This window comes from Metaclostridioides mangenotii (assembly GCF_018917235.1).
GTDB lineage: Bacteria > Bacillota > Clostridia > Peptostreptococcales > Peptostreptococcaceae > Metaclostridioides.
In genome coordinates, this window is sequence record NZ_JAHLOF010000007.1 from 95,471 (window position 1) to 119,859 (window position 24,389).

Annotated in this window: 27 protein-coding genes and 1 pseudogene; 9 read left to right on the forward strand and 19 right to left on the reverse strand. The window is 29.4% G+C overall.

Translation table 11 applies throughout. The features are described 5' to 3' along the window. Nucleotides 1-171 precede the first annotated feature (171 nt). Nucleotides 172-1,176 (forward strand): helix-turn-helix domain-containing protein, encoded by a 1,005-nt coding sequence (locus KQI18_RS11190; RefSeq protein WP_216467960.1) that lies wholly within the window; start codon nt 172-174, stop codon nt 1,174-1,176. Nucleotides 1,177-1,517: 341 nt separating this feature from the next. On the opposite strand, the gene KQI18_RS11195 is transcribed toward KQI18_RS11190, so the two are convergent. From KQI18_RS11195 to KQI18_RS11215, 6 genes are all read right to left on the reverse strand, one after another. Then, a complete protein-coding gene (locus KQI18_RS11195) occupies nt 1,518-1,856 on the reverse strand; it encodes a hypothetical protein (RefSeq protein ID WP_236887743.1) in 339 nt (112 codons plus the stop codon). A gap of 435 nt (nt 1,857-2,291) precedes the next feature. Continuing rightward, a complete protein-coding gene (locus tag KQI18_RS14350; RefSeq protein WP_272876228.1) occupies nt 2,292-2,420 on the reverse strand; it encodes a hypothetical protein in 129 nt (42 codons plus the stop codon). A 122-nt stretch (nt 2,421-2,542) separates the two neighbouring features. After that, complete coding sequence (locus KQI18_RS11200; protein WP_236887744.1) at nt 2,543-3,160, reverse strand: alpha/beta fold hydrolase; 618 nt, start codon at nt 3,158-3,160, stop codon at nt 2,543-2,545. 12 nt (nt 3,161-3,172) lie between these two features. Then, a complete protein-coding gene (locus KQI18_RS11205) occupies nt 3,173-3,529 on the reverse strand; it encodes a DUF4180 domain-containing protein (RefSeq protein ID WP_216467961.1) in 357 nt (118 codons plus the stop codon). A gap of 25 nt (nt 3,530-3,554) precedes the next feature. Next, nucleotides 3,555-4,043, reverse strand: coding sequence for a helix-turn-helix domain-containing protein (locus KQI18_RS11210; RefSeq protein WP_216467962.1), 489 nt, complete (start codon nt 4,041-4,043; stop codon nt 3,555-3,557). A 292-nt stretch (nt 4,044-4,335) separates the two neighbouring features. Beyond that, on the reverse strand, nt 4,336-5,142 hold the full coding sequence (locus tag KQI18_RS11215) for a DUF6544 family protein (RefSeq protein WP_216467963.1): 807 nt from the start codon (nt 5,140-5,142) through the stop codon (nt 4,336-4,338). Between the two features lie 762 nt (nt 5,143-5,904). Between KQI18_RS11215 and KQI18_RS11220 the strand changes: the two genes are divergently transcribed. Genes KQI18_RS11220 through KQI18_RS11230 form a run of 3 tightly spaced genes read left to right on the forward strand, consistent with a single transcriptional unit; the run spans nt 5,905 to nt 6,912 of the window. Then, the gene (locus tag KQI18_RS11220; protein WP_216467964.1) at nt 5,905-6,267 is read left to right on the forward strand and encodes a DUF2089 domain-containing protein; all 363 of its coding nucleotides are present in this window, start codon (nt 5,905-5,907) and stop codon (nt 6,265-6,267) included. A gap of 17 nt (nt 6,268-6,284) precedes the next feature. Continuing rightward, nucleotides 6,285-6,674, forward strand: a complete 390-nt coding sequence (locus KQI18_RS11225; RefSeq protein ID WP_216467965.1) for an SHOCT-like domain-containing protein — start codon at nt 6,285-6,287, stop codon at nt 6,672-6,674. Nucleotides 6,675-6,684: 10 nt separating this feature from the next. Next, nucleotides 6,685-6,912, forward strand: a complete 228-nt coding sequence (locus KQI18_RS11230) for a hypothetical protein (RefSeq protein WP_216467966.1) — start codon at nt 6,685-6,687, stop codon at nt 6,910-6,912. Between the two features lie 379 nt (nt 6,913-7,291). Here the strand turns inward: KQI18_RS11230 and KQI18_RS11235 are convergent, their stop codons facing one another. The 3 genes from KQI18_RS11235 to KQI18_RS11245 all read right to left on the reverse strand — a co-directional run bounded on the left by KQI18_RS11235 (nt 7,292) and on the right by KQI18_RS11245 (nt 11,839). Next, on the reverse strand, nt 7,292-10,237 hold the full coding sequence (locus KQI18_RS11235; protein WP_216467967.1) for a cell wall-binding repeat-containing protein: 2,946 nt from the start codon (nt 10,235-10,237) through the stop codon (nt 7,292-7,294). A 324-nt stretch (nt 10,238-10,561) separates the two neighbouring features. After that, nucleotides 10,562-11,068 (reverse strand): DUF3189 family protein, encoded by a 507-nt coding sequence (locus tag KQI18_RS11240; RefSeq protein WP_216467968.1) that lies wholly within the window; start codon nt 11,066-11,068, stop codon nt 10,562-10,564. A 183-nt stretch (nt 11,069-11,251) separates the two neighbouring features. Then, nucleotides 11,252-11,839, reverse strand: coding sequence for a hydrolase (locus tag KQI18_RS11245; protein WP_216467969.1), 588 nt, complete (start codon nt 11,837-11,839; stop codon nt 11,252-11,254). Between the two features lie 229 nt (nt 11,840-12,068). On the opposite strand from KQI18_RS11245, the gene KQI18_RS11250 reads away from it, so the two are divergent. Beyond that, nucleotides 12,069-12,620, forward strand: a complete 552-nt coding sequence (locus tag KQI18_RS11250; protein WP_216467970.1) for a helix-turn-helix domain-containing protein — start codon at nt 12,069-12,071, stop codon at nt 12,618-12,620. A 190-nt stretch (nt 12,621-12,810) separates the two neighbouring features. On the opposite strand, the gene KQI18_RS11255 is transcribed toward KQI18_RS11250, so the two are convergent. Together KQI18_RS11255 and KQI18_RS11260 are read right to left on the reverse strand one after the other, a co-directional pair. Next, the gene (locus KQI18_RS11255; RefSeq protein ID WP_216467971.1) at nt 12,811-13,446 is read right to left on the reverse strand and encodes a flavodoxin family protein; all 636 of its coding nucleotides are present in this window, start codon (nt 13,444-13,446) and stop codon (nt 12,811-12,813) included. A 99-nt stretch (nt 13,447-13,545) separates the two neighbouring features. Then, nucleotides 13,546-14,391, reverse strand: a complete 846-nt coding sequence (locus tag KQI18_RS11260) for an aldo/keto reductase (protein WP_216467972.1) — start codon at nt 14,389-14,391, stop codon at nt 13,546-13,548. Nucleotides 14,392-14,728: 337 nt separating this feature from the next. Here KQI18_RS11260 and KQI18_RS11265 point away from each other — a divergent pair, with 337 nt between their 5' ends. Next, nucleotides 14,729-15,151 (forward strand): MerR family transcriptional regulator, encoded by a 423-nt coding sequence (locus KQI18_RS11265; protein ID WP_216467973.1) that lies wholly within the window; start codon nt 14,729-14,731, stop codon nt 15,149-15,151. 284 nt (nt 15,152-15,435) lie between these two features. Here the strand turns inward: KQI18_RS11265 and KQI18_RS11270 are convergent, their stop codons facing one another. The 5 genes from KQI18_RS11270 to KQI18_RS11290 all read right to left on the reverse strand — a co-directional run bounded on the left by KQI18_RS11270 (nt 15,436) and on the right by KQI18_RS11290 (nt 20,076). Next, nucleotides 15,436-16,191, reverse strand: coding sequence for an ABC transporter ATP-binding protein (locus KQI18_RS11270; RefSeq protein WP_216467974.1), 756 nt, complete (start codon nt 16,189-16,191; stop codon nt 15,436-15,438). Nucleotides 16,192-16,202: 11 nt separating this feature from the next. Further along, entirely contained in the window at nt 16,203-16,982 is a 780-nt protein-coding gene (locus tag KQI18_RS11275; protein ID WP_236887746.1) for an ABC transporter permease, read from the reverse strand. Between the two features lie 14 nt (nt 16,983-16,996). Further along, complete coding sequence (locus KQI18_RS11280; protein WP_216467975.1) at nt 16,997-17,974, reverse strand: ABC transporter substrate-binding protein; 978 nt, start codon at nt 17,972-17,974, stop codon at nt 16,997-16,999. 52 nt (nt 17,975-18,026) lie between these two features. Next, nucleotides 18,027-18,950 carry a radical SAM protein gene (locus KQI18_RS11285; RefSeq protein WP_216467976.1) on the reverse strand — a complete coding sequence of 308 codons (924 nt, stop codon included), beginning with the start codon at nt 18,948-18,950 and terminating at the stop codon, nt 18,027-18,029. A 589-nt stretch (nt 18,951-19,539) separates the two neighbouring features. Continuing rightward, nucleotides 19,540-20,076: a flavin reductase family protein gene (locus KQI18_RS11290; RefSeq protein WP_216467977.1), complete on the reverse strand. Its 537-nt coding sequence runs from the start codon at nt 20,074-20,076 to the stop codon at nt 19,540-19,542. Nucleotides 20,077-20,563: 487 nt separating this feature from the next. Here KQI18_RS11290 and KQI18_RS14515 point away from each other — a divergent pair. After that, nucleotides 20,564-20,653 (forward strand): annotated as a pseudogene (locus tag KQI18_RS14515) (winged helix-turn-helix transcriptional regulator); the annotation flags it as partial. 150 nt (nt 20,654-20,803) lie between these two features. Here KQI18_RS14515 and KQI18_RS11300 read toward each other — a convergent pair. Next, entirely contained in the window at nt 20,804-21,682 is an 879-nt protein-coding gene (locus KQI18_RS11300) for a LysR family transcriptional regulator (protein ID WP_330654412.1), read from the reverse strand. 169 nt (nt 21,683-21,851) lie between these two features. On the opposite strand from KQI18_RS11300, the gene KQI18_RS11305 reads away from it, so the two are divergent. After that, the gene (locus tag KQI18_RS11305; protein ID WP_216467979.1) at nt 21,852-22,430 is read left to right on the forward strand and encodes a DJ-1/PfpI family protein; all 579 of its coding nucleotides are present in this window, start codon (nt 21,852-21,854) and stop codon (nt 22,428-22,430) included. Nucleotides 22,431-22,576: 146 nt separating this feature from the next. Next, nucleotides 22,577-22,807, forward strand: coding sequence for a hypothetical protein (locus tag KQI18_RS11310; RefSeq protein ID WP_216467980.1), 231 nt, complete (start codon nt 22,577-22,579; stop codon nt 22,805-22,807). Here KQI18_RS11310 and rlmH read toward each other — a convergent pair. Both rlmH and KQI18_RS11320 read right to left on the reverse strand, forming a co-directional pair. Next, complete coding sequence (gene rlmH / locus KQI18_RS11315; RefSeq protein ID WP_216467981.1) at nt 22,798-23,277, reverse strand: 23S rRNA (pseudouridine(1915)-N(3))-methyltransferase RlmH; 480 nt, start codon at nt 23,275-23,277, stop codon at nt 22,798-22,800. The genes KQI18_RS11310 and rlmH overlap by 10 nt on opposite strands. Before the next feature lie 129 nt (nt 23,278-23,406). Then, nucleotides 23,407-24,204 (reverse strand): MBL fold metallo-hydrolase, encoded by a 798-nt coding sequence (locus KQI18_RS11320; RefSeq protein WP_216467982.1) that lies wholly within the window; start codon nt 24,202-24,204, stop codon nt 23,407-23,409. Nucleotides 24,205-24,389: the final 185 nt, after the last annotated feature.

The window sequence follows — 24,389 nt, forward strand, 5'->3', positions numbered from 1 at the left end:
AACTGTTTTATCCGTTGTAATTGTATATGATTTTCATTATCGTTGCAATCTTTACATCTAATTTAATAATTTTATCATCTTTTATGATAATTTTTGTTATAATAAATATAAATATTAACTTTACATTTAGTATGTACAAATTTTAATAAATAATAAAAAGAGGAATAAGCTATGATTTCAAAAACAACAAATGAGTTTCAAAGAGAAGTCTTGAACAAAATGACTTTTACAGCACATCCTAAGGAAAACCACACTCTATATAAAAATGAAGATAAACCTGACCTTGGTTATTTTATTAAATATAGTAGAGAAGGCTACTATGACTTTGGAATTGGTGATTATTCAATAGCATCAAACTTTACTCTTTGCTTTGAACATAAAGAAGAACTAATGCGCTTTGGTACTGTATATACCGGTGAGACTGCATTTAAAATTGATAATAATCCTGTTTCTTCTTTTACCCCATCTTCATTTTTTGTAGTTGAGAAAGAAATAAAAGGTCAACAAGCGTGGAAGAAAGGTCAGCACTTTCACGGAGCTGAAATAACAATTTATAAAAAATACTTTGATGAAATAATAAAACCAAACTTTTCAAATACTATAAACTTTGATAACTTTATAAGCAATTTTACGTATCGCTATCTACCTCTTGAAATAATTTCTATCATTCAGAGTCTTAGAAGTTTAGCTGAGGTTAATCGATTAAATCCTATATATTTAGAAAGTAAAATTTTAGAATCTATAGCTTTACTTTCAAATGAAATATATTCATCACGAGAAAATGCTTTTTCTAATCAATTAAATTATGGTGATATTAAGATAGGGAAAAATAGATATGTTACTTTAACTGCATCAGATGCTAATGCAATTAAAAAAGCTCATGATATCTTAACAAAAGAAGCTTGCAACCCACCAACTATTAAAAGCTTAAGTAAAATAGTATTTCTAAATGAACAAAAACTAAAAGCTGGTTTTTCTGCAAAATATCATATGTCTATTGGTGAATACACAACCTCTATTAGAATGGCAATGGCAGAAAGCCTACTTTCTACAACAGATTTAAGTATAAATGAAATAGCAAATGCAGTTGGATATAATTATAGTGGGAACTTCGTAAAAATGTTTAAAAAGATACACGGTAAAACTCCACTGGCTTTTAGGAAAATGAAAGGATAGAAAAAACACAACTTTCCATTTAGAATAGTTGTGTTTTTCATAATTATAGTTTTCATATCTTTTAATATTTCACTAAAAATTAGCCTTAAACAGGTTAGCCTAAGAATTCTAACATATTTATTTGTGATTTGGTTCTGCGCTGTACCTCAAAAGGAGGTCGTTTTTCTATTCATGTATGTATTTACACTTATCTTTAAATTTTATAAAATCTAACTTCATCTTTATTAAATGTTAAATTCATCATAGCCCAAATGATATGATATAATAGCCTTTCTCTTTGTGTACTAATAATAGCCATTTCTTTAAAATTTAAAACTAGTATTATTCAACGAATTGTTCTCTTAAAAAGGATAGTAATAAGGATATTGTAATAATGATAATGCTATTAATGCAGCAAGTGGTATAGGTCTACGTATAAATCTTCTAAATCTTCTAGGACGACCAAATTGTCGATGTTGATTATTTTGATTTTCATGTCCTTGATCCATTACATCCTCAGCAACCAAAACAATTACACGATCTGGCTCTACACTTTCAATAATTCCGTCAAATACACAACCATCATCCATCGTAAAAATAATGTGATAATTCATTAACCTTTTACATTCATCATGCATATTCTTTACGTTCATATCCTTATTCTGTACGTTCATATCCATATTATTTCTTTGAAAGTACATTCTTAACCAACTCCTCTCTTCTACCATGATATTAAATTATAGAAATAGTGTTCATTTTTTTATAGATATTTCGTTATAAAAAATTCTACAAATAATTCATATACATTTCTTTCATAATATAATTTTTTTGCTTCGAGCTTTTTATTATACTAATTTATATTAATACGTGATTTTATAGCGTCCATTGGCCAAGTTCTTCTAGATAAAATCTAGGTGTACAAATTTATTTTATTATTCAATAGAGTTGACGATAAATGGTTATTTTATTTGGTAAAAAAATATGTATCGACTTTTACGTCAATACATACTTAATTAACATCTATGATATTACAAAACTGCTACCGTTCTGTGAACCTTACTCTACAAAGCTTATGTTAAGTACCCTTTTATTGTCACTTGCGTACAAAATGATGGATCATTATAGTTCACGTACTTTTAATTTAAGAATTTTCTTATTTCATCTCCTTGATTAACAAGAGAGTGACCTTCATTATGAATAAGATTTATAATAGCATGTCCTAGTAATGATTCTAAGCGTTTTGCCGTTATTTTAGAATGTAACATAATATCTTTTCCTCCTACAAATAATGCAATCGGCATTGTTAATTTAATTAATTCATTATCTGTAAATAGAGGAATAACTTCTTTTCTAAAGTTAAAGTGTTTTGCGATTAACTTTTGATAATTTAACATTTCCTGTGGTAAAGCTTATTACCATTAATTTTATAATATAGTTTATCAATTCCTCTTTCTCCTAATAACATATAAAATATCGATTTAAAAATAAAAGACTTTTTTTGAGGACCTATGCCTGCTGGGCAAAGTAAAACAAGTTTATTTACCTTTTGTGAATATTTTATAGAAAACTTTGCTCCTAACCAAGCACCTAATGAGATTCCTACAAGACTTGCTTTTTCTATTGATAGGGCATCAAAAACATCATTGAGCCAATTTGCAAAATTATCTCCCTCTAGTGGCAACTGTATTTCATTACTTTTCCCTGGTTCTCCAGGCATATCTACTGCATATACTCTATATTTAAGTGAGTACTTCTCCATCTCATTTATCCACATAACTGAATTCATACCACTACCGTGAAGTAATATAAGTGGTGGTAAATCTTCTTTTCCACTAGCCAAAATAAATGTTTCACCATAATTTGTATTGATGTAAATTTCTTCATGTGAAACATAGTATTTCTCAACTAATGATTCGTAATACTTTAAAATTTCATTTTTTCCTTCTTCTGATTTAAAAGCTTGCACTCTATTATTATCTATTTTACTACCACTTGTTATCATCATTACACCTCCTAATTATTTAATATTTAAAATCCAATTTTCAGCATCTTTCATATTATCAAACACTCTAAAATCATTTGATTTGTTTAATTCATTGAGTAATTCTTTAAATTTACCTTGAATTGTACTAATATCTTCTATCGTTGCTGAAACTTTTATATGATAATTAATAAATTTTTGTAAAACCATACCGGCTAAACCTTGTTTGAGATTAATAAATTCTTCAGTAAACACTTCTTCTCTAAGTAACAATAATTTAATATCATTTGAAATACAAATGCCAATAACATCTAATACATCAGACTCACAAGTAAATGGCTTTTTAACTTCAATATATTTTTTATTTATTTTCTCTACTATTTTGTAATTCATTTTTTTACCTAATTTTTATTTTTATTTATATTTCATTGGGTTGTGTAAGCATGGATATAAAATCTAACATCTCTTTAGTAAATTTAATGTCTCCCCACAACATTACTTTTAATTTTTTTTCTTTTTGATAATGTTTGATATTAATAGTTGAATTGCTCATTTTAGAATCTTTACTATTCATTACTGCTAAAAGCATGTTTGACATTCTTCTATATTCATCGTTATCTACTTTATTAATGTCTACAACAGTAGATATATTTATCTTATTAATATTGTTGTTAATATCTACCTCACCAGTACAAAATTCAATTTTTTCATTTTCTACATCGTTTTTATTATTAATGTTAACATTATTATTTTCTATAAAGATGCTCAAATCATGTCCTGATATTCTCCATTGCTTTCCAACTTTATTTGCTCTAAGCTTACCTTCTGTTATAAACTTTCTTATTGTTTTATGGTGCATGCCTAATATTTCTGCGATTTGATCAATTGTATAAAATTTTTCTTCCATTAAAATCAATCCTTTCATTTAATTATGTACCTATTATATTATATATTTTATACAATGTAAATGTATTTTATTAGACTTTGTTGCTATTTATTAAACTTTACTTCCTTTTTCAGTTTAAACTCATGATATAAATCAATCAACTAATAGCTGATTGATTTCTCTATTGGGTAAAAAAAATATGTATCGACTTTTAGGTAAATACATACTTAACTAACATCTATGATATTTTCTCTTAAAATCCTTACCTTTGATAGTTCTTCGTTAAACTTCCATGGGATATTATTTTACATTTCTATGAATGAAAGTTAATTTTCATATAATTACTATTAAAATAAATTAAATCTCCTTCACTATAGTTCCATACAGCTTGAAATTTCATCGGTACATTAATACCATTAACAACTTTATAATTACCTACAACTGCAGACCACTTCTCATAAGTATTTGTGTCTGCACATAACCTTTTTTTATCTACGAAATGCGTCATTTCATAATCCTTATTAAAATAAAATATACCTGTTGTTACCCTACCATTAACTCTTATTGTTGCTTCTACACTATAATCATCAATTTGTTTATATGTAATATTGTCTTGAAGTGCAAGACTTGGGTGCATTATACATTCTGATAAATATGCAGAGTCAATAATCTCAAATTTAGTATTAAATAGTGTTATATGTTTTGCAAGTACCCCTTTCATTGAGGCATTTCTATCATTACAAATGTCTATTCCTTGAAATGGTATACCAAATATCTTTGAATCAATCAAAGCTACTCTTGAAGGTTCCTTTATAAAATCATATACTGTATAATCAATCTTTACATTAGGTTTATTAACTCCCATAGAAAATTCTACATCTTTAAAATCAAACATAATAATACTTGCACTTTCAATTCCTATGTATCCATTTTTAATATAATACTTTTGTAAAACTTCCGGTAGTACTTTTAAATTATCTTCAGTAATTATGCTTTTTGATAGTTTATTATTCTCAGCTAATCCTTTGACAATATCATTATATTCCTTTTTAATTGGTGAGTATGGAATCATTAAATAAATGATAATTAACATAAATAAAATACAAATCAATCCAATCATTCTTATGCCTCCCTTTTTCTTATAAATTCAACTCCCTAATCTAAATCTAATATATTTTTTTCAAGTTTTTTCAAAATCATAAACGTATTATCTAATTCGTCTTCTGTTATCCCATCATATATACTTTTAAGAAATTATTCTTCTTTTGCTTGCCAACTTGTAAAGTAATGGTGACACTTATTTGTCAAAGATACCCTTAGTACTCTACTGTCATTTATATATTTTTGTAGCTTTATAAAACCTGCTTTTTCTAAATAAAGAGCTAGTTTTTTTACATTTTGCCTATTATATCCGATATTTATAGAAACTTCCGAAGCGTAGGATTTTTAACCCCACTTCTTATTATCGAAATTAATAAAAACCATTGTTAGTTGTAATCTCATTAAAAACCTTATCTCCTGCATTTTGAATCCTATTAGAAAGGAAAAATATTGCTCCAAATATATAGCTTTTTTTACATAATTTATCATCACTTCAAATAAGTAACTTGTTACTTTTGTAAGTATAAATAATAGCTTTAGTATTGTCAATTTTATTTCCAGTTGTGCGAAATTAAAATAAATAATGATATTTTCTTTAAGGAGTACTGTTTTAGTACTTCTTTTTTTGTTGAATTAATAAAATTAATATTTATATTAATAATATTAGTATTATACTCATAAAAATATCAACAAAATTAATTATAATATTAAAATATTTAAAAAATCCCTTTACATTCTATGAAAAAAATAGTAATTTATTATTAGAGATAGGAGGTAATTTATGTATAAACTATTAACTCGTTGTCCAGTATGCTCTAATAAACTAAAAGCAATAAGATTAAAATGTAATAGTTGTAATACTGTTATAGATAATGAATTTGAGTTATCTAAATTTGATTATTTAAATAATGAGCAATTATATTTTATAGAGACCTTTATAAAATGTAGGGGAAATATAAAAGAAGTTGAAAGAGAACTGGGGATTTCATATCCAACAGTTAGAGCAAAATTAGATGAGGTTATTGAAAGTTTCGGTTATTCAACAAAAGAAACTAAAGTTAAACAAGAGAGTAAGGATATATTAGCCGCTCTGGGAAACGGAGATATCTCAGTTGATGAAGCAATTAGTAAGTTAAAAGATTAAAATTAGGAGGGATGATTGTGAACGAAGAAGTTATTATGGTATTAAAAATGGTTGAAGAAGGTAAGATTTCTGCCGACAAAGCAAAGTATCTAATTGAAGCTTTAGGGGATTCATCAAAGAAAACTGAAGCTATCACTCCCAAAACATATGAAGATAAATTCTTAAAGGTTGAAGTTTTAAGTCATGAAGGAGATAAGGTCAATGTACAGTTACCAATTAAGGTGATTAAAGAAGTTATAAAGATTACTGGTAAATTACCTATATCAACACATATTGAAGGTATGAATGGAATCGATATTGATGAACTAATGAACACTCTAGTATCCTGTTTAGATAATAAAGTTATGGGAGAAATAGTAGATATCTGCTCCAGCGAAGGAGATACAATTAAAATAGTTATAGATTAGAGGTATTTAAATGATTGTTTCAATAAAAAGTGAAAATTTTAATTTAACTTTACCAGTGCTCTTATCTATGGGAAGTGTAATAATAAGATGTATCCCAAAAGAACAGCTTAATAATCAGCAAAAAAACATAGCTTTACAGCTTTTTAAAGCAGTGAAAGGTAGCTTAAAAGGTTATAAGGGATTAAAAGTGGTAGAAGTTGTATCACAAAATGGTGAGCATATCACTGTCACAATATAGTAGTCGAAATCATGTCCATAAAAAAGGTTGCTCAAATGACCAACCTTTTTTGAATTAATAACTATATTATCTATTACATAAGTCTTAACTTCCTAGGCTAATTGAATATCATCAACTTCAATCATATGAACGATCTTATACTTATAAACTTCATATTCTATATATTACCTATTATTTTTCAATTCAAATTTAGTAGAAACCTTATTTACTTTTATGATAAAGTTCTCCGTATCGTTGTTAAGAAGTGTTATTTATAACTAAAATAATTTAGGATATTTCTTAGTAAGTCTATTCTACAATTTTCAATTACTTTAAAAAAACCTCTCTAGCATTTGTTATATTTATGAACATTGCTTGAAAGGAGTTTTTTAATATTTAATTAGTTTCTTATCACTTCTTCTTTATTATCGGGTTTATCTTTTTCTTTTAAAAATGCATATTGGTGTTTATCATTGCTACATGCTATGTCTCCTACTAAAATATGATCCGCTGGAAGATCATCTGCAAAAACTACCACATCTTTTGATAATGTTCCACCACCGTCTTCACCACATGCATACTTATCAATCCATATAGCGGGCAGGATTTCTTTTTCTGTAGTACATATCACATTTGCATTTACAGTTAATTCTGGATCTCGATCTACATCCTTACCTCTTGAAACTTCTATTCCCCCAAATTGGTTTCCACTCACATTTATTGTTTTATCTAATGTTACTTTGGATCCATTTACAAGTATTCCACCATCTGCTCCTGATGATGATACATCACTTAGTGTAACTCCTGTCGTATTATAAACTTGAATTCCGTATACTCCTTGCCAATCAGCGGGTTTATCATTCACCTTTACTTCTAAATTTTCTATCTTTGCACCACTTTCTGTTATTAATATTCCGTTTTTTCCAAATTCTTTCTCTACGTCTGTACCTTGTTCACACATTATATCTTTTGTAAATGTTAATGTATTATGATCTCCATTTATTGTTACTGCTCTATCGACATTTATTGTATTAGGTATTTCAGAAATTGATTCAGTTATATTTATTGTGTCTATACTATTATTTTCTAAAGCTGCCATTAATGTCGGTAAATTTGATACATATGCTTCCTTAGTATAGAAATATTGATGTTGGTCTCCCTTACATACTTCTCTACCGTTTAATTCATGACCATTTTCAAACTTTACAACCTTTGTTGATAATGATCCGCCATCTTCTTTACCACATGCATATCTATCAATCCATATAACTGGTTCTGTTTTAGTTTCTTCATCATATTTTACAGTTGCATTTACAGTTAAAAATGGATCTCTATCTACGACCTTACCTTTAGATACTTCTATTCCTCCAAATTCATTTTCGCTTACATCTATTTTATCCTCTAATGTTACTATAGAACCGTTTACTAGTATTCCACCATCTGCTCCTGTTGAAGTTATATTCTTTAATGTAACTCCTGTTGCATTATATACTTGGATTCCGTAAACTTTATCCCATTTACCATTATTAGCATCCATTTTTACTTTTAAATCATTTATTTTAGTATCACTTCCATCACTTGTTATTAAGATACCATTCTTACCAAGTTCTTCTAGATTATTTATTTTATTTGTAAACTGTAATGTATTGCCATTTCCATTTATAGTTATCTCTCTGTCAACTACTAATCTTTTATCTATACTATTTTCACCGTCTATTGATTCAATTATATTTATAGTCGTAACCTTGTTATCCGCTAATGCCTCTTCTAATTGTTCTAAATTCTTTACCTTTGCTACAGAAGGATCTGGCGTTACAGAACCTCCACCGCCTCCAGTTGAACCACCTGGTCTATTTCCATCTATGCTTGGTGCTTGATTTCCTGTTGGATTATTAGTTATAGTACCACTATTATTTATTACAGTTCCTGGTGCATCATTTTTTACATTTGTTACTGTTCCTTTATTTACTACTTCTACGTTACTAGCACTTCCCTGAACTTCTATATCAGTTATTATTGCTCCACTCGTATTTTCAATTTTTCCACCAACACTATCTTTAACTACTATTTTAGATATTGTACCTTTGTTTACTATACTTGCATTTGGCGCACTTACAGTTATAGTATTTTTGTAGTTTCCTGATAAGTTTATTGCTATAGCTTTGTTAGTTTTTATAACTATTTCTTCATTTATATCAGCTGATGCCCTATTTATAACATTGTTTGTGTCAGCTTTAGCTATAGCTTTATTAAGCGCAGCTGGTGCCATATTTATAACATCGTTTGCGTCAGCTTTAGCCATAGCTTCATTAAGCTTAGCTACAGTAGATACATTATATGTAGTAACTCCTTGCATAGTTTTTAATTCATTAAATGAAGCTTCGTTACTTCCTCCACCAACTTGAGTTATAGTTTTGAAAGTCTTAGTATTAGTTACATCCTTTTGACCTTGACTTAAGTTCTTTCCAACTAATAAAACTGGTGAATCATTTTTAGCAGCTAATACTCCAACAGCTAATCCATCTATTAGCTCGTCTTCTTTAGTCATACCATTTTTAGCTACATAAACATTCTTTAACTCCTTTTCTGTATAGAATGTTTCTATAACCTTTGCATTAGTTTCATTTCTATCTATACCTTCTACTCTTGTTGCATTTGGAAGTTTATTTGCTATTTCATTTGATACTGAGTTTGTTCCACCTATTACATATGAAGATTTTATAGACTTTTCTGCTATAAATTTATCTGCTACTTCAGTTCCCTTACTTGGACTTGCAAGTAATATAGGCATATCTTTATCTGCTGCAACTGGCGCTACACTTATAGCATCGACTATACTTTTTTCTCCATTAACTACTGAGATTTCAGATACTTTTTTTATATCGTCTATTCTTTTTGCTAATTCTAGAGAAGTTTCGTATCTAGTATTACCCCAAATTCTGTCAGTTGATATTTTCTCAGAATTTAATGCAGATTCTACAGATTTATTTAATGAATTTTCTCCACCTATTAAGTATACCTTTGTTACGCCTAACCTTTTTAACTCAGCTTTAGTTCTATCATCTAATTTATTATTTTGTGTTAAAAGTATTGGAGCATCTTTTGCTTCTGCAAAAGGTGTCGCAGTTAATGCATCCGCTAAAGAGTTATCATTTACTATTACTGCTTCTTTAGCTTTTGTCCAACCTTTTTTACTTATTTCTATTGCTGTTTCCCATCTTCCATTTCCCTTTAATGTATCACTTGATACACCTTCTGCTGCATCTACAGTCGTTAAATTCCCTAGTACACATCCTGCTACTAATGTTACAGTAAGCAGTGATGCTATTTTCTTTGGTAATTTCATAATACTCTCCTCCTATAAATGGTATATTACTCCTTATTCTATAGTACCATATTTATCTGTCATATTTTGCCATTTTACGTAGTATTATTTATTTTTTATTTGAATTTTGTCTTTATATAAAAAAATGTATGCTTCGCCTTTGGCTCTGCATACATTATACTTTTTCTTTAAAACTCAAATATATACTATTCTCTCCTACTATAATCTACTATCTACTTAATAGCATAACTAAAACAATTAAGGGCAGTTATACAAACCACCCTTAATTTATGATATATCAGAGATTTTTTATTATCTAAGAAAAATAAAAATGTTAAAATACTTTTACTTAAATTCCTTATTATCTAAAATAATAACCTCTGACTTAACTTCCTTTGCTACCTTTTTTGTATTATTTACGAGATTTATAACATCTTTATATGATTGCTTTGCTCCTTTTATAAGCAAGGGTACTCCTATAAAATCAATCTTTAGCCACCTAGAAAATAATCCACCAAAGGTCATTGATAATGGAACCGTCGGCGACGTATTGGAAAATACAATTTCCTCGTTTAATAGATTTTGTTTATTAAGTATAGAAACTAAATTATACAATCCTGGAATTAAAACCTTTGAACGTCCCCTGCCAATAGTATAGACTTTATTTCCATCCTTATCACTTCCATAATAAAAAAATTCTCCGCGATTTCCAGATTCTAATTTATTAAAGTTAGGTAAATTCAGTATCTCTTCCTTAGTCGGTTCTCGAGTTTCATCCAGCATTTCTAAGTGATAAGCAATTGCTAAAATAGATGAATGGGTTCCCCCAAAACAATTATAAATGTATATCATTAAAATCACCTAATTTCTTATTTTAATAATTGTAGTATATGCATTGAACATTGAAATTAAAGGCGTATAAATAAATAAGCCAATGATACTTTCAGCATCATTGGTTTATTTATTAGTCTCTATTAATCTTTACTTATATCGAGCTTTTCTTCTTATCTTAATATAAAACTGTAACTATTCACATTATTTATTATGGATTTCCATTTCATTATTAACATATGCTTCACAAGAACGCATAGCTTGAATAGTTTCTTCAAACAATTTATCTAACTCCCATCCAAGCATCTCTGCACCTTGTTTAATTACATCACGTGAACATCCTGCTGCAAATTTCTTATCCTTGAATTTTTTCTTAAGACTTGAAAGTTCCATATCCATAGCACTCTTAGATGGACGCATTCTTGCAGCTGCACCAATAAGTCCGGTAAGTTCATCCACTGCAAACAATATTTTTTCCATCTGATGCTCTGGTTTAGGCAGTTCCCCTGAGCAAAGTCCATATCCATGACTAGCTGCCGCTCTTATTAATCTTTCATCAATACTTCTTTCTCTCATGATTTCTTGAGTTTTGATACAGTGTTCTTCTGGATACATTCCGAAGTCTAGATCATGGAGCAATCCAACCATAGACCAAAATTCTACTTCATCTCCATATCCTAATTTATCTGCAAAATACTTCATAGCTCCTTCAACTGTTAAAGCATGTTGGATATGAAACGGCTCTTTATTATATTCATTAAGTAAACTCCATGCTTCTTCCCTTTTTATCATAATAATATCCTCCTTTAAAATTATAAAATATAATACAGAAATTAATCTGTACTAAAATACTTAAATTCGCTATTTTCAATGTCAAAATAAATTTTATCTATTTATTTTCCTTGTTTCATATAAGTGATTACTGTATAATAGTTTACGAACGTAAAATATATTTATCGTTAATTTTATTTTACTTTTGTTAATTATATTTGTCAATACTATTATAGGAGGTTATACCTTTGTGGATATAAATTGTATTATTGCAGAAAATCTAAAAACACTTCGAATTGAGAGAAATTTAAGCTTAGGTCAACTTGCTGAATTATCTGGTATAAGTAAAGTCATGCTATCTCAAATTGAAAAAGGTGACACTAATCCAACTATAAACACTTTATGGAAAATAGCTAATGGGTTAAAAGTTTCTTATACCTCATTACTTGAACAAAAGGAGCATGATACCTATATTATAAGGAAAAGGGATATTGAAGCTCAGCTTACTGAAGAAGGTCACTATCGAGTATATTGTTATTACACTAGTACACCCTATCGTAATTTTGAACTTTTTCAAATTGAAATTGACGAAGGTTACTCATATAAATCTGTAGGTCATTCTGAAAAGTCACAGGAATATATCATGGTTTTAGAAGGAGAATTGACAATAGAAGTAAACAATCAAACTTATAAGCTAACTCCTGATGATTCAATAAGTTTTTCTGCATCTAGTCAACATTTATATGTTAATAGTGGAAGAGGGACTTTAAAAGCTACTATAACAAATTTTTATCCTGCTTAAGATTAGGAGAATTATCTAAATTATAATATAACTTAAAGCAAAAAATTTTTATATCATTCAAGTTAACAGCATTAATATTTCTATTTAAATAGAAATGTTCCCTACACATCCACATATGCTCTTGACTGTATATTATTCATTAATAAATACTAAAAGACCGTATCCATTATTTTGATACGGTCTTTTTTATCTATCTTATAAAGTTTGTAAACATCTTATCTTCTTTTTCATTTTCTTTAACTTGAGATTTTCCAGATTCAACTAATTTCATAACCCAAGACATATTCTTACCAAGTACTCTCATTATTTGCATACCTTCTTCATCTTGCATTACTTCTCCAGGAGCAGTTCCATAGGCTACGTTCCAATAATTAGATGTCGGCATTATCATTTCTGAGTAATTAATATAATTATTTAATTGGTCAAATACAGGTATTCCTCCTGATCTTCTTACTGCTACCACACTTGCCCCCACTTTATGTCTAAACATTCCTCCATTTGAAGTAGCTACAAAGAAAGCACGGTCTAAAAATGATTTCATAGTACCTGCTATTGCCGAATAATAAACTGGTGATCCTAAAATTATTCCATCCGCTTCTTTCATTTTTTGAATCCATTCATTTACTTCATCCTTTTCTAAAACACATCTTTCATTTTGGTTTCTTGAACATCCCCCACAAGCTATACATCCACGTATTAATTTGTTTCCTACATGAACAATTTCTACTTCTATTCCTTCTTTTTCTAATTCTGTTGCTACAGTTTCTATAGCATTATAAGTGTTTCCTTTCTTGTTAGGACTTCCATTAAATGCAACTACTTTCATAATTTTACCTCCAGTCAATAGTTATTTCTATATGATTATTATATTTAAATGTGGCATTCCCTTTATTATTAACAAAAATATTATATCTATCAGATAGCTTTAGAAATCTACTTTATCAGGATGAAGTCCTGAACCTCCACAATCAGTTAATCTATCAATTCTATCAACATCTTGTGAACTGATTTCAAAGTCAAATACCTCAAGATTATTTTTAATTCTCTCCGGTGTTACAGACTTTGGTAATGGTACAATACCTTTTTGAATAATCCAGCGCAGACTAAGCTGAGCCACAGATTTTTTATATTGATCTGCAATTTCCTTTAATACTGGATGATTAAAAATCTGGCCATTTGAAAATGGAGCCCATGCCTCAACCAAAATATTGTGTTGATTACAAAATTCCACAGTTTTATCTTGCAACATACCAGGATGTAATTCAATTTGATTCACCATCGGTAGAATCTTAGCAGTTTTCAACAATGGCTCAAAGTGGTGCGTAAGAAAATTACTAACTCCGATTGCTTTGACTTTACCTTGTTTATAAAGTTTCTCAAATGCTCTCCAGCTCTCGCTGTTTGCTTTCTGCCAGTTATTCTTAGATGCCTTTGCAATTGGCCAGTGGATAAGGTATAAATCCAAATAATCAAGCTGTAAATCCTCTAAAGTTTGATTAAAGGCAGCTAACGTCTCTTCATATCCTTTATTATCATTCCACAGTTTACTTGTTACAAATAATTCTTCGCGTACCACACCAGATTTACGTATAGCTTCACCTACACTTTTTTCATTTCCATAAGCAGCAGCACAGTCAATATGCCTATATCCTGATTTTATTGCATTTATCACAGATTGCTCTGTTTCTTCTCCACTAGGTGTACGAAATGTTCCAAATCCTATAGTTGGAATCTTATAGTTATTGCTTAATAAGTAAAAGTTTTCTCTCATGTTATTATTTTCCTTTCAGATTTACTATTGTATAAAATTAATCCAAACGTGCTCTTCTTTACAAAACATATATTTTCTCTTTTCCTGTATCAATTGTACATACAATTGATATGGCATATTTTGCACTAATTTCTTTGCTATAAGGCAAGTATAGACCCTACACTTAACTCTAAGTCAATAGTATATATATAAAAAATTTTATATTTATAAAAAATTTATAACATTTTATATAACTCTACTCAAATGTAATCTTACACTTAATAATATTCATAATCACCCTTGACTTAGATTTAAGTGTAAGTTATATAATATATAAAAACTATTTGAGGTGATAAATATGAACTATTCTATAGCACAAGCCGCTAAAGAAATGAATTTAACAACATATACATTAAGATATTATGATCGTGAGGGATTGCTCTCTAATGTTAAAAGGGATAAATCAGGCAAGCGCATTTTTACAAAAGATGATATGGAAATGCTTTCACTTATATGCTGTCTTAAAAATACTGGAATGCCTATTAAGGAAATAAAGCAATTTATAGATTTGCAAAATGAAGGTAATAATACTCTTCATGATCGTAACAATATATTAGGAAAACATAAGGAAGATATTTTAAACCAAATAGAAAATTTTAAAAAATATCTTCATTTGATTGACCGAAAGCTAGATTATTACCATGACGCCTGCCAAGCATATGATACAAACTCACCAATTCCAAGTTGTTGTGCATATACAGATAATGATTCAAAATTTTAGGATTAAAATATAGAAGCTATCTAATTAAAAAAACAGTAACTTTAAATTAAAAGGGGATATCACAGAACACTTTTTATGTTCATATGACAGCCCCTTTTTGTAAATCTTAAAATACGTGCTCCGTTATGTACGGTTCTCCGTATCATACACAACGAAGCGTAATTCACTAAATCAATTTATATATAATACAAACACGATGTTATATTTTTATTAAAATTCCTCAATCCAAGCTTATTATTTAAAATAAAGTTTATAACAAGTGACCAGTAAGGACACCTTTTTTACTAAATTAACTTTTCTAGAAGTCTCTTTTTTATATTTACAAAATCCATAGAACTTATTAAATCTATTGTTCTAGGTCTTTTAAAGTCTATATCTATTATTTCAGATATGAGTCCTGGATTTTTACTCATAACTACCACTCTATCAGACATTATTATTGCTTCCTCTATATCGTGTGTTACAAACACAATAGATGGTTTGTAGTGTGACCAGAGTTTAAGAGTGAGCTTTTGCATTTCAAGTCTAGTTTGGTAGTCTAGCGCTGAAAAAGGCTCATCCATAAGCAATATTTCTGGTTCTAGAATAAGAACTCTAGCAAGGGCAACTCTCTGTTGCATTCCTCCAGAAAGTTGTTTTGGGTAGTAATTTTCGTATGAACTAAGGCCTATTTCTTCTATGAATTTTAGACTTTTACTTTTTATTTGTTCTTTATTCATTTTTTTAAGTTTTAGTCCGTATCCAACGTTATCTACTATGCTCAACCAATCAAAGAGAGCAGGTTTTTGAAAAATATATCCCCTTTGAGATGAAGGAGAAGTTACCTTCTTTTCGTTTACTAGAATTTCTCCAGTAAAATTGGTGTTTATTCCTCCAATTGCACTCAAAAGAGTAGATTTTCCACAACCGCTTGGACCTATTATACTCACTATTTCACCTTTTTTAACGTCTAGGCAAATAGAATCTAAAACCCTTTTTTTCTCTTTATTATTTTCAAATTGAACTGAGATGTCTTTTATTTCAAGTATAGTTTCTTTCAATGTATTCACCTCTACTTAATTGAAGGAGTTAAAAATTTAAATACTCCCTGTAGAATTAAATCGCAAATTCTACCCAATATTGATATAGATATCATACATACTATTATCATATCTACGTTTCCAAGCATTCTAGAGTCCATCATTACGGCTCCAAGTCCTTCATTTACCCCAGTCAATTCTCCTAAAACTAAATACGACCAACACACTCCCATTGAAAGCCTAAGCCCTGAAAAAATTCCAGGGAGCGATGAAGGTATGATTACTGTTTTTAAGACGTCTTTAGAATTTGCTCCAAGAACTCTAGATGCATCTATTAGAGTTTTATCTACATCGCTTACAGCTCTAATAGTATTTACGTAAACTGGGAAAAATGCTGCTAGTGCTATTAAAAAGATTGTAGTTTTATTTCCAATTCCGAACCAAACCATAGCTATTGGAAACCAACCAATTCCTGGTATCATTCTTATAATGTGAATAAACGGGTCAAAAAGTCTTTTTACTATTAAAAAATATCCAGAGAGTACTCCAAATACCACTCCTGAAATAGAGGCTATTAAAAATCCTATAATAATTCTATATAAACTGGCTGCAGAATGTTTGAAAAACATTCCTGAATAAGTATTTAACTCCTTATATCCTGTAATGAAATCTAGAAAACTTTGAAATACTTTTCCGAGTGATGGAAGAAGATATTCCGGTGTATTTAATATAATTGGTAAAACCATCCAAAATATTAGAAAAATTATCGGAACGATAAAATTTACAAAGTCTATAGTTTTATTTTTATTCAAAGAAAACTCTCCTTTTATTTTTGTTCCTTAGCTTTTTCTAAGAAAGATAAATCAAACATCGAATCTACATCTGGAACATTGTCTATCATTCCTAAAGCTTTCATTCTTTCAGCTAAGCTTTTAACTTGTTTTATAGTTTGAGGAGTTATATCCCAAGAAAGCTCTATGTTTTCTGTAGATTTTTCTAGGTATTTTTCTTCTGTTCCGAATTTTGCTGCTTTTTCAATCCATTCTTTATTGTTATCCATTAAGTACTTACTTGATTCCACGTGCATGTTTACCAGTTTTTGTATTTTTTCTGGGTTTTGTTTAATTTCATCATCAGTTGTAATCATTGCAGCATTTATATATCCAATGCTATCGTCGTAGTATGGGTATTCTAAAACTTTCCCGTATCCATCTATCATAGCAATTGATGGGTATGGTTCTCCACTACAAAATGCATCTATTGATTTTGAAGCAAGTGCCTGTCCCATATCAAAGAAATCTATCTTTTTTAAAGTAACATCTTTATCAGGATCTAATCCTGCTCTATCTAGTACTTCTAATAATAAAATATGGTGCATAGTACCTGGAACGTATGCTATAGTTTTTCCTTTTAGATCCTTTGTAGAATTAATATTACTGTCTTTTCCAACTACTAATGCAGAACATTTTTCTGTCATACTTCCAACAACTTTTATAGGTTCTCCCTTAGATGCTGCCATAATTGCAGTTACCCAAGTAGTTCCTGAAAAATCTATGTTCCCAGATAAAAGAGCAGTCTTCATATCTCCAGGATTTGTAAAAGGTATAACCTCTACTTTGTCGCCTCCTTCTTTAAATTTATTGTATACGAAAGGTTGAATAGTTTGTGCTGTTTTCCAAGTCCCCACTTTCATCTCCATTTGATTAGAACTTGCTTTTTTAGTTTCTTCTTTTTTTAAACTACATCCAGCTAAAGTTGTAGTAACTAAAATTAATGATAAAATTATTCCTAAATATTTTTTCATAATTCCTCCTAATGCTTTTAAATATTTTTAGTAAACGTCATTTTATATGAAATTAAATATCATATCCTTTTTCTTTTAATGCCTTTTTAGCTTTTTTAACATCTTGTCCATCCCATTCTTCAAGGTGGACTTCATTGGACCTAGGAATAGCACCTATATCTACCACAAGTGCATTTGCACCGCTTTCTAGTGCCGAATCAACTTTAGGGTGTATTACTAAGTCTTTTATATGGTCTTTAGTAGATATTCTAAGAATAGCTGTAATTTGAGCAATTCTATTATCTGAAAGACTCCCAAGTTTGTATTTTGGAGTCCCCTTTACTGGAACTCTTATCATAAGTCCGGATACTTTAGTTTTTTCTTTGACTATGTCTATAATTCTATCTGCTATTTCTTCGTTGGTGTGTTCTGGTCCTAATGGTTCTAAGTACTGAGATAAAATCATTTCTGACTCAGTAACTTTTTTAATTGCTCGCTTTCTTTCCTTTAAGTCAAATTTTGTATCTATTCCTTCTCTGAGCCTTATTGCTTGATAGACCATTTCATATCCAGATTTTTTCAGTTCATCTGCCCTTAAGGTGTTATCGTTTCCAGTATTTACAGTTAAAGTGAAGTTTCCAGATAAGTTGTCTTTTATTAGATGTGCGTAGTCTATGAGTTTACCTAAAGGATAGAACTCTGTACTTCTTAAAACTAACCAGTCTATTCCTTGATTTACAAAAGAATTTGCTATATTTAAAACTTCTCTTTGAGTTAGTTCATAGTGTTTTTCTGTAGAGTTGTATTTTTCTCCAAGCGAACAGAAATCACAGCTCATTCTACAACTTGCATAATCCAACCCAATTGCAGCCCAGATTCTACCAGTATTTTTCGTCACTTTTTTAGTTATTGCTCTGGCTTCTTTTCTTAAAGCTATTACTTCTTTTGAATTTTCATCTAGTTCTAGCAACTTTATTATTTCTTTTTTAGATAACATTTTTACCTCCTTTCTAATTTGATTTTAAGCATCCATATCTCAAGTTATCAATTTTGTAAAAATTTAGCAATAAAAAAAGTTTTTTTATTATAGAAAATTTCTATATAAGGATTTAAACTTTATTAGGGGTTACTTGATTTCCACAATTTACCCCATTAAAAGAAGAAAAAGATAGAATACCTTTTGTCTAGGCATCTACCCTCCATCATCATATATTTTAAAACTTCGTTATTTATTTGTAGTTCTATGCTTTAAATTTCTCATTTTTCCTTTATATTTATCTATGAGATTAAAGGAGTATCAACTTTTTCCTCTGTTCAATTATGCTTGTAATTAAAAATACTTCTTTGCACTTGTAGCCCTATCTTATGATAAGGTTTTCCGTCAAAAATCAACTTGCAAAATTTATATAGAAGTATAGGAAATAAACATCTGACAGATTTGCTTGAGAACTACAGAAACAAAAATCACATTTGAATAACTTACTACTCCTAAAAAAGCACATCAATTTAAAGTCAAATTGATGTGCTTTATCTATCTATATGCTAAATTGGATTTGTCGTGATCATGGTATAATTATTTTGTACTACTATTCAATAATGTAAGCACTAACAATTTCACCATAGTAAGCTGTATGGAAATCTTTGTTTGCTCCATGGAATGATCCATCTACATCTTGTGGATAACATTCTTTTAAATTTTCTTCTGTAATCTCATTCTTGTCTTGTTCTTGTTTATATATAACCTTACATTCGAGTGTTAATGGAAATTCTTTTATTCCTGGAACTGAAATACTTTTAGGTTCTTCAAGTGATAAATTTAGTTCACTAATTTTATCAGTAGTACGACCTGATTTCGTTCCACATACACCTAATATTTTTTTATTAAATTCACCAATTGGTATGTTTACAGTGAATTCAGGATTTTTTTCAAGTTGATGTTTTGTAAAACGATTCTCTCTTACAAAAATTGTAAAAATAGGTTTCCCCCATTCAATTCCAAGGGTACCCCATGAAATAGTCATAGGGTTAACTTTATCTTCTACCTTTGTTGTTACCAAAACTCCAGTTTTAACAGCTTTCATAATTTCATTAGCATAATCAAATACTACTATTTCTTTCTTCATAATATTATTCTCCTTAAAATTTTTTTATATTTTTCATTTTTATGTTTTATAATCTACATTTTTGCACTCATTTATTAAGTCCGATTCTCTAATCGAAGTATACATATCAAAATATTCTATGTTAGTATCATTTAAAATTTCATTCATTGCATTCCGCTTCTTCAAGCAGCTTAAAAACATTTATACTTCCTTCACTAGTTTATCCATTTTTCTTAAAAACCTCAGAATAAAATTTTATTAGTTAGAATAATCTTTTCCTACTGTCTTTCTGATTTTATATATTTCAGTAATATTGTACCAACTCTATATTTAGCAAACTCTTCATATACCTTTTTTAAATCATCTATCATATTCATTTACTCTCAATCTTTTACTTTATATATGCTTATTATATAATCATTTAAGTTAATAAAAAAGTACGCACTTTTTTGTTAACTAGTAACCAAAAGGAGAGTATTATATGTCAGAGGAATAGCCTCAAGTTCCACCAAAGGTAGAATACAGTTTAACAGAGACAGGACATTCACTCATGCCTGTTTTACAGGTACTTTGTAGTTGGGGACATGACCATTTTTAGGATCACTAAAAGTAAGCCAGTTAAAGCAAACTAATTCCTTGCTCTAACTGGCTTTCAAACTCCCCTAATATATTTATCATAGTTTTCACCTACAATTTTTTTAAATAACTTTTATTGCATTAATCCAGGTATATTAAATCACCCCTATTATTATCTCCATTTTAGAGAATTTTTTAATGTAATTTCTATTAAATTACTCATTGGTAATGATATACTTTTATTTTTATGGTATGCAAGTTGAGTTCTAAACTTATCGAATGGTTCCTTTACTTCTATCATCTTAAGACTTCCTTCCTTTATTTCATTTCTAACCGTATAAAAAGGTAAAAATGAAATTCCTAGTCCGTTCATTACACACTTTTTAATAGCTTCTATACTTGAAAATTCTAAACAATTTACATATTTTATATTTTTCTGTTTTAAGTAATTTTCAAAGGCTATTCTGAAACTACATCCTTTTTCACTAAATATGATACTTTCTGTTGCTACTTTACTTTCAAAATTTGTTGATAAAAATTCCAAATCTGCATCTGGTGCACCAATAATAACCATACATTCATCTTTTAAATTTTTAACAACTAAATCTGTATCCATAATTTGAGGTTCAATAGTAAAGATAATATCTAACTCTCCACTGTGTAATTTGCTTCTTAAATCGCTACAAATTGAATCCTTTAAAATGATGTTTACCTTTGGAAAACTTTTTTTATATTCCTTCAAAATTTTTCCTAAACGATATATGGTTAGTGATTCCCCTGCTCCGACAATCAAATCACCAGATACACCATTCTGTTCTGATGTTAAGTTCTTAATTTCTTTATACACATGTAGCATTTGTTTAGCATATGGAACTAACTCCTTACCTAAATTAGTCAAAACAATTTTTTTACCTAAACGGTCAAATAAGGATTCCCCTAGTTCATTTTCTAAAATTTGAATGTGCGATGTTATAGTAGACTGAGCATACCCTAAATGCTCTGCTGCTTTTGTAAATCCCTCAAGTTCAACTATAGTTATAAATGTTTGCAAATGCCTAATCTCCATTAATCTCATTCCTTTATACTTTAAATATAAATATCATAATATCATATATTTCGATTATTCACTTCATTTATTTCAATTTTACTGATATTACACATAGAGCTATAATTAAGAAAACCAAATTTAAAATATATAAAATTAAAGGAGATGTTTAAGTATGAAAAAAGTATTATTACTTCTTGCCAATGGTTTTGAAGCCGTAGAAGCAAGTGTTTTTACAGATGTTATAGGTTGGAATAAATTAGAGGGTGATGGTACTACAGATTTAATAACCGCTGGAATGAGAGAAAATTTAAAATGCACTTGGAACTTCACAGTAATCCCTGAAATGCACATTAGCGAAGTTAATATTGATGAATTTGATGCACTTGCAATACCAGGTGGCTTTGAAGAGGCAGGATTTTATGAAGATGCTTATAGCGAAGAGTTTTTAAACATAATTAGAAAATTTGACAGAGCAGGAAAAATAATAGCTTCTATTTGCGTTGGTGCACTGCCTATTGGGAAAAGTGGAGTACTAGTTGGTAGAAATGCCACAACATATAATTTTGGTAAAAGACAAAAACAATTATCTGAATTTGGTGCAAATGTTCTTGGTGATGAACCCATTGTTGTAGATAAAAATATAATCACTTCCTATAATCCTTCAACTGCTTTCGATGTGGCTTTCAACCTTTTAGAAATACTTACATCTAAAGAAAACTGTGTCAATGTTAAGAAGCTAATGGGGTTTTAGCAAAACAACAAAGTAGACAGCCTATTTGGAGCAAAAGCCTTAGTATACTTTTGCGGTAGTGTAAATTAATTTGTGCTCACATTGAAATAAAAAATTTTTCTGGCAGTGATTATAAATATAATTTGATACTAGAAAGAAGTTTTTTTATGAGTACATTAAGAAAAGAATTAGTAAGAGAAATTATGGCAGATGGAGGTTTTACTAAAGCGAATGACATAGGTGTCTATCTAAGAGATATGTTTAAGAAGAAAAAGATAGACTACCCTTTTGTCTGGGCAATCTATCCTCCATCATCATATATTTTAAAACTTCGTTATTTGTTTGTAGTTCTACGCTTAAATTTCTCATTTCTTTGTACTTATAGCCCTTATTTGTGATAAGGCTCTCCGTTATTAATCCTATAAGCCCTATAAACCTGCTCAAGTAAAATCAACCTCATCAACTGATGCGGGAAAGTCATCTTAGAAAAAGATAACTTATAATCTGCCCTCTTTAAAACTTCATCAGAAAGCCCCAAAGAGCCACCTATCACAAAAGTAATGCTACTGTTGCCAGTGACAGCAAGATTACTCATATGCTCTGCTAACTCCTCAGAAGAAAGATTCTTACCATCTATTGCAAGAGCTATTACATAGCTGTTTTGCTTAATCTTACCCAAAATCTTACTTCCTTCTTTGTCCTTAACCTGCTCCCTACCTTTGTCACTTAAATTTTCTGGTGCTTTTTCATCGTCTAGCTCAACTATATCAAGTTTACAGTACTTGCTAAGTCTTTTGCTAAACTCTTCTATACCTAGTTTTAAGTACTTCTCTTTAATTTTCCCAACCGAAACAATTTGTATATTCATATATTTCCTCTCTAAAATAACTATGAAATTAAAAATCTAACTCCATAGTTATTTAAATCTTTTTATTTAGTATTTTCTGATAGTATCTTATTATTCACTGTGCTCAGCTAGTTTATAATTTCACTGAATTTATTTAACTCTGTAAATCTTAGATGGACTGTTTCTTAAAAGTATTTCTAAATTAACATCTTGTCCAACTGCCATGTCGTTTTCAGCTAAAGTTCCATTAGCTGTCTCAAATGCTAGCTCCGGGAAGTTGTTTTCTTTGCTTAAATGTGCCAGTAAAATTGACTCTGTTCCGTTATTTATCAAGTCTACACAAAACTTAGATGCTATATCATTTGATAAGTGACCTATATCAGACATAACCCTCTTTTTAAGGTTATATGTATAAGATCCCATCATCAACATATTTTCATCGTAATTTGACTCTAAAACAACTAATTTAGACTTGTACAGATGCTTTTTCACGTTCTCTGTAATACATCCCATGTCTGTAGCTATAGAAATTTTCTCGTCATTGTCTGCATAAAAATTATATCCTACTGGGTCTGCTGCATCGTGAAGAATTGAAAACGGCCTAATTATAATATTCTCAAGAGCATAAGTCTTATCATTCTCAAAGACTTTCATATTCTTGTCTTTTATCTCACCAATCTTGTTCTTCATAGAACACCAAGTTTTTATATTCGCATAAATAGGTATATCAAACTTTCTAGATAAAATTCCCGCACCTTTTATGTGATCTGTATGTTCATGAGTAATAAAAATACCCTTTAAGCTCTGTGCATCTATGTCAATATCTTTTAGACCTGTAGTTATAGTCTTCCCGCTCAAACCAGCATCTACTAATATATTCGTACCTTTGTATCCTACATAGTGGCAGTTCCCACTACTACCGCTACCTATCGAACAATACTCAATCATATCTCTGTCCTCTCTTCCTTACTCTATAAATATCATTATACCAAAAAAAGAACATTAGAAACGAATTAAAGTCTTTCTTGTATTAAATTTACAATTTATGTTGTAAAAAGTCACAGATAATATCAACAAAAAGTATTAAAAGAGCCAATTATACATGGCTCTTTTAATACTTTTTTAATTGCTTT

What these genes read in the sequence shown, in the direction of transcription:
- KQI18_RS11190 (WP_216467960.1), top strand. Translation starts at nt 172, where the DNA reads ATGATTTCAAAAACAACAAATGAGTTTCAAAGAGAAGTCTTGAACAAA.
- KQI18_RS11195 (WP_236887743.1), bottom strand. Translation starts at nt 1,856, where the DNA reads ATGTACTTTCAAAGAAATAATATGGATATGAACGTACAGAATAAGGAT.
- KQI18_RS14350 (WP_272876228.1), bottom strand. Translation starts at nt 2,420, where the DNA reads ATGTTACATTCTAAAATAACGGCAAAACGCTTAGAATCATTACTAGGA.
- KQI18_RS11200 (WP_236887744.1), bottom strand. Translation starts at nt 3,160, where the DNA reads ATGATGATAACAAGTGGTAGTAAAATAGATAATAATAGAGTGCAAGCT.
- KQI18_RS11205 (WP_216467961.1), bottom strand. Translation starts at nt 3,529, where the DNA reads ATGAATTACAAAATAGTAGAGAAAATAAATAAAAAATATATTGAAGTT.
- KQI18_RS11210 (WP_216467962.1), bottom strand. Translation starts at nt 4,043, where the DNA reads ATGGAAGAAAAATTTTATACAATTGATCAAATCGCAGAAATATTAGGC.
- KQI18_RS11215 (WP_216467963.1), bottom strand. Translation starts at nt 5,142, where the DNA reads ATGATTGGATTGATTTGTATTTTATTTATGTTAATTATCATTTATTTA.
- KQI18_RS11220 (WP_216467964.1), top strand. Translation starts at nt 5,905, where the DNA reads ATGTATAAACTATTAACTCGTTGTCCAGTATGCTCTAATAAACTAAAA.
- KQI18_RS11230 (WP_216467966.1), top strand. Translation starts at nt 6,685, where the DNA reads ATGATTGTTTCAATAAAAAGTGAAAATTTTAATTTAACTTTACCAGTG.
- KQI18_RS11235 (WP_216467967.1), bottom strand. Translation starts at nt 10,237, where the DNA reads ATGAAATTACCAAAGAAAATAGCATCACTGCTTACTGTAACATTAGTA.
- KQI18_RS11240 (WP_216467968.1), bottom strand. Translation starts at nt 11,068, where the DNA reads ATGATATACATTTATAATTGTTTTGGGGGAACCCATTCATCTATTTTA.
- KQI18_RS11245 (WP_216467969.1), bottom strand. Translation starts at nt 11,839, where the DNA reads ATGATAAAAAGGGAAGAAGCATGGAGTTTACTTAATGAATATAATAAA.
- KQI18_RS11255 (WP_216467971.1), bottom strand. Translation starts at nt 13,446, where the DNA reads ATGAAAGTAGTTGCATTTAATGGAAGTCCTAACAAGAAAGGAAACACT.
- KQI18_RS11260 (WP_216467972.1), bottom strand. Translation starts at nt 14,391, where the DNA reads ATGAGAGAAAACTTTTACTTATTAAGCAATAACTATAAGATTCCAACT.
- KQI18_RS11265 (WP_216467973.1), top strand. Translation starts at nt 14,729, where the DNA reads ATGAACTATTCTATAGCACAAGCCGCTAAAGAAATGAATTTAACAACA.
- KQI18_RS11280 (WP_216467975.1), bottom strand. Translation starts at nt 17,974, where the DNA reads ATGAAAAAATATTTAGGAATAATTTTATCATTAATTTTAGTTACTACA.
- KQI18_RS11285 (WP_216467976.1), bottom strand. Translation starts at nt 18,950, where the DNA reads ATGTTATCTAAAAAAGAAATAATAAAGTTGCTAGAACTAGATGAAAAT.
- KQI18_RS11290 (WP_216467977.1), bottom strand. Translation starts at nt 20,076, where the DNA reads ATGAAGAAAGAAATAGTAGTATTTGATTATGCTAATGAAATTATGAAA.
- KQI18_RS11305 (WP_216467979.1), top strand. Translation starts at nt 21,852, where the DNA reads ATGAAAAAAGTATTATTACTTCTTGCCAATGGTTTTGAAGCCGTAGAA.
- KQI18_RS11310 (WP_216467980.1), top strand. Translation starts at nt 22,577, where the DNA reads ATGAGTACATTAAGAAAAGAATTAGTAAGAGAAATTATGGCAGATGGA.
- rlmH (WP_216467981.1), bottom strand. Translation starts at nt 23,277, where the DNA reads ATGAATATACAAATTGTTTCGGTTGGGAAAATTAAAGAGAAGTACTTA.
- KQI18_RS11320 (WP_216467982.1), bottom strand. Translation starts at nt 24,204, where the DNA reads ATGATTGAGTATTGTTCGATAGGTAGCGGTAGTAGTGGGAACTGCCAC.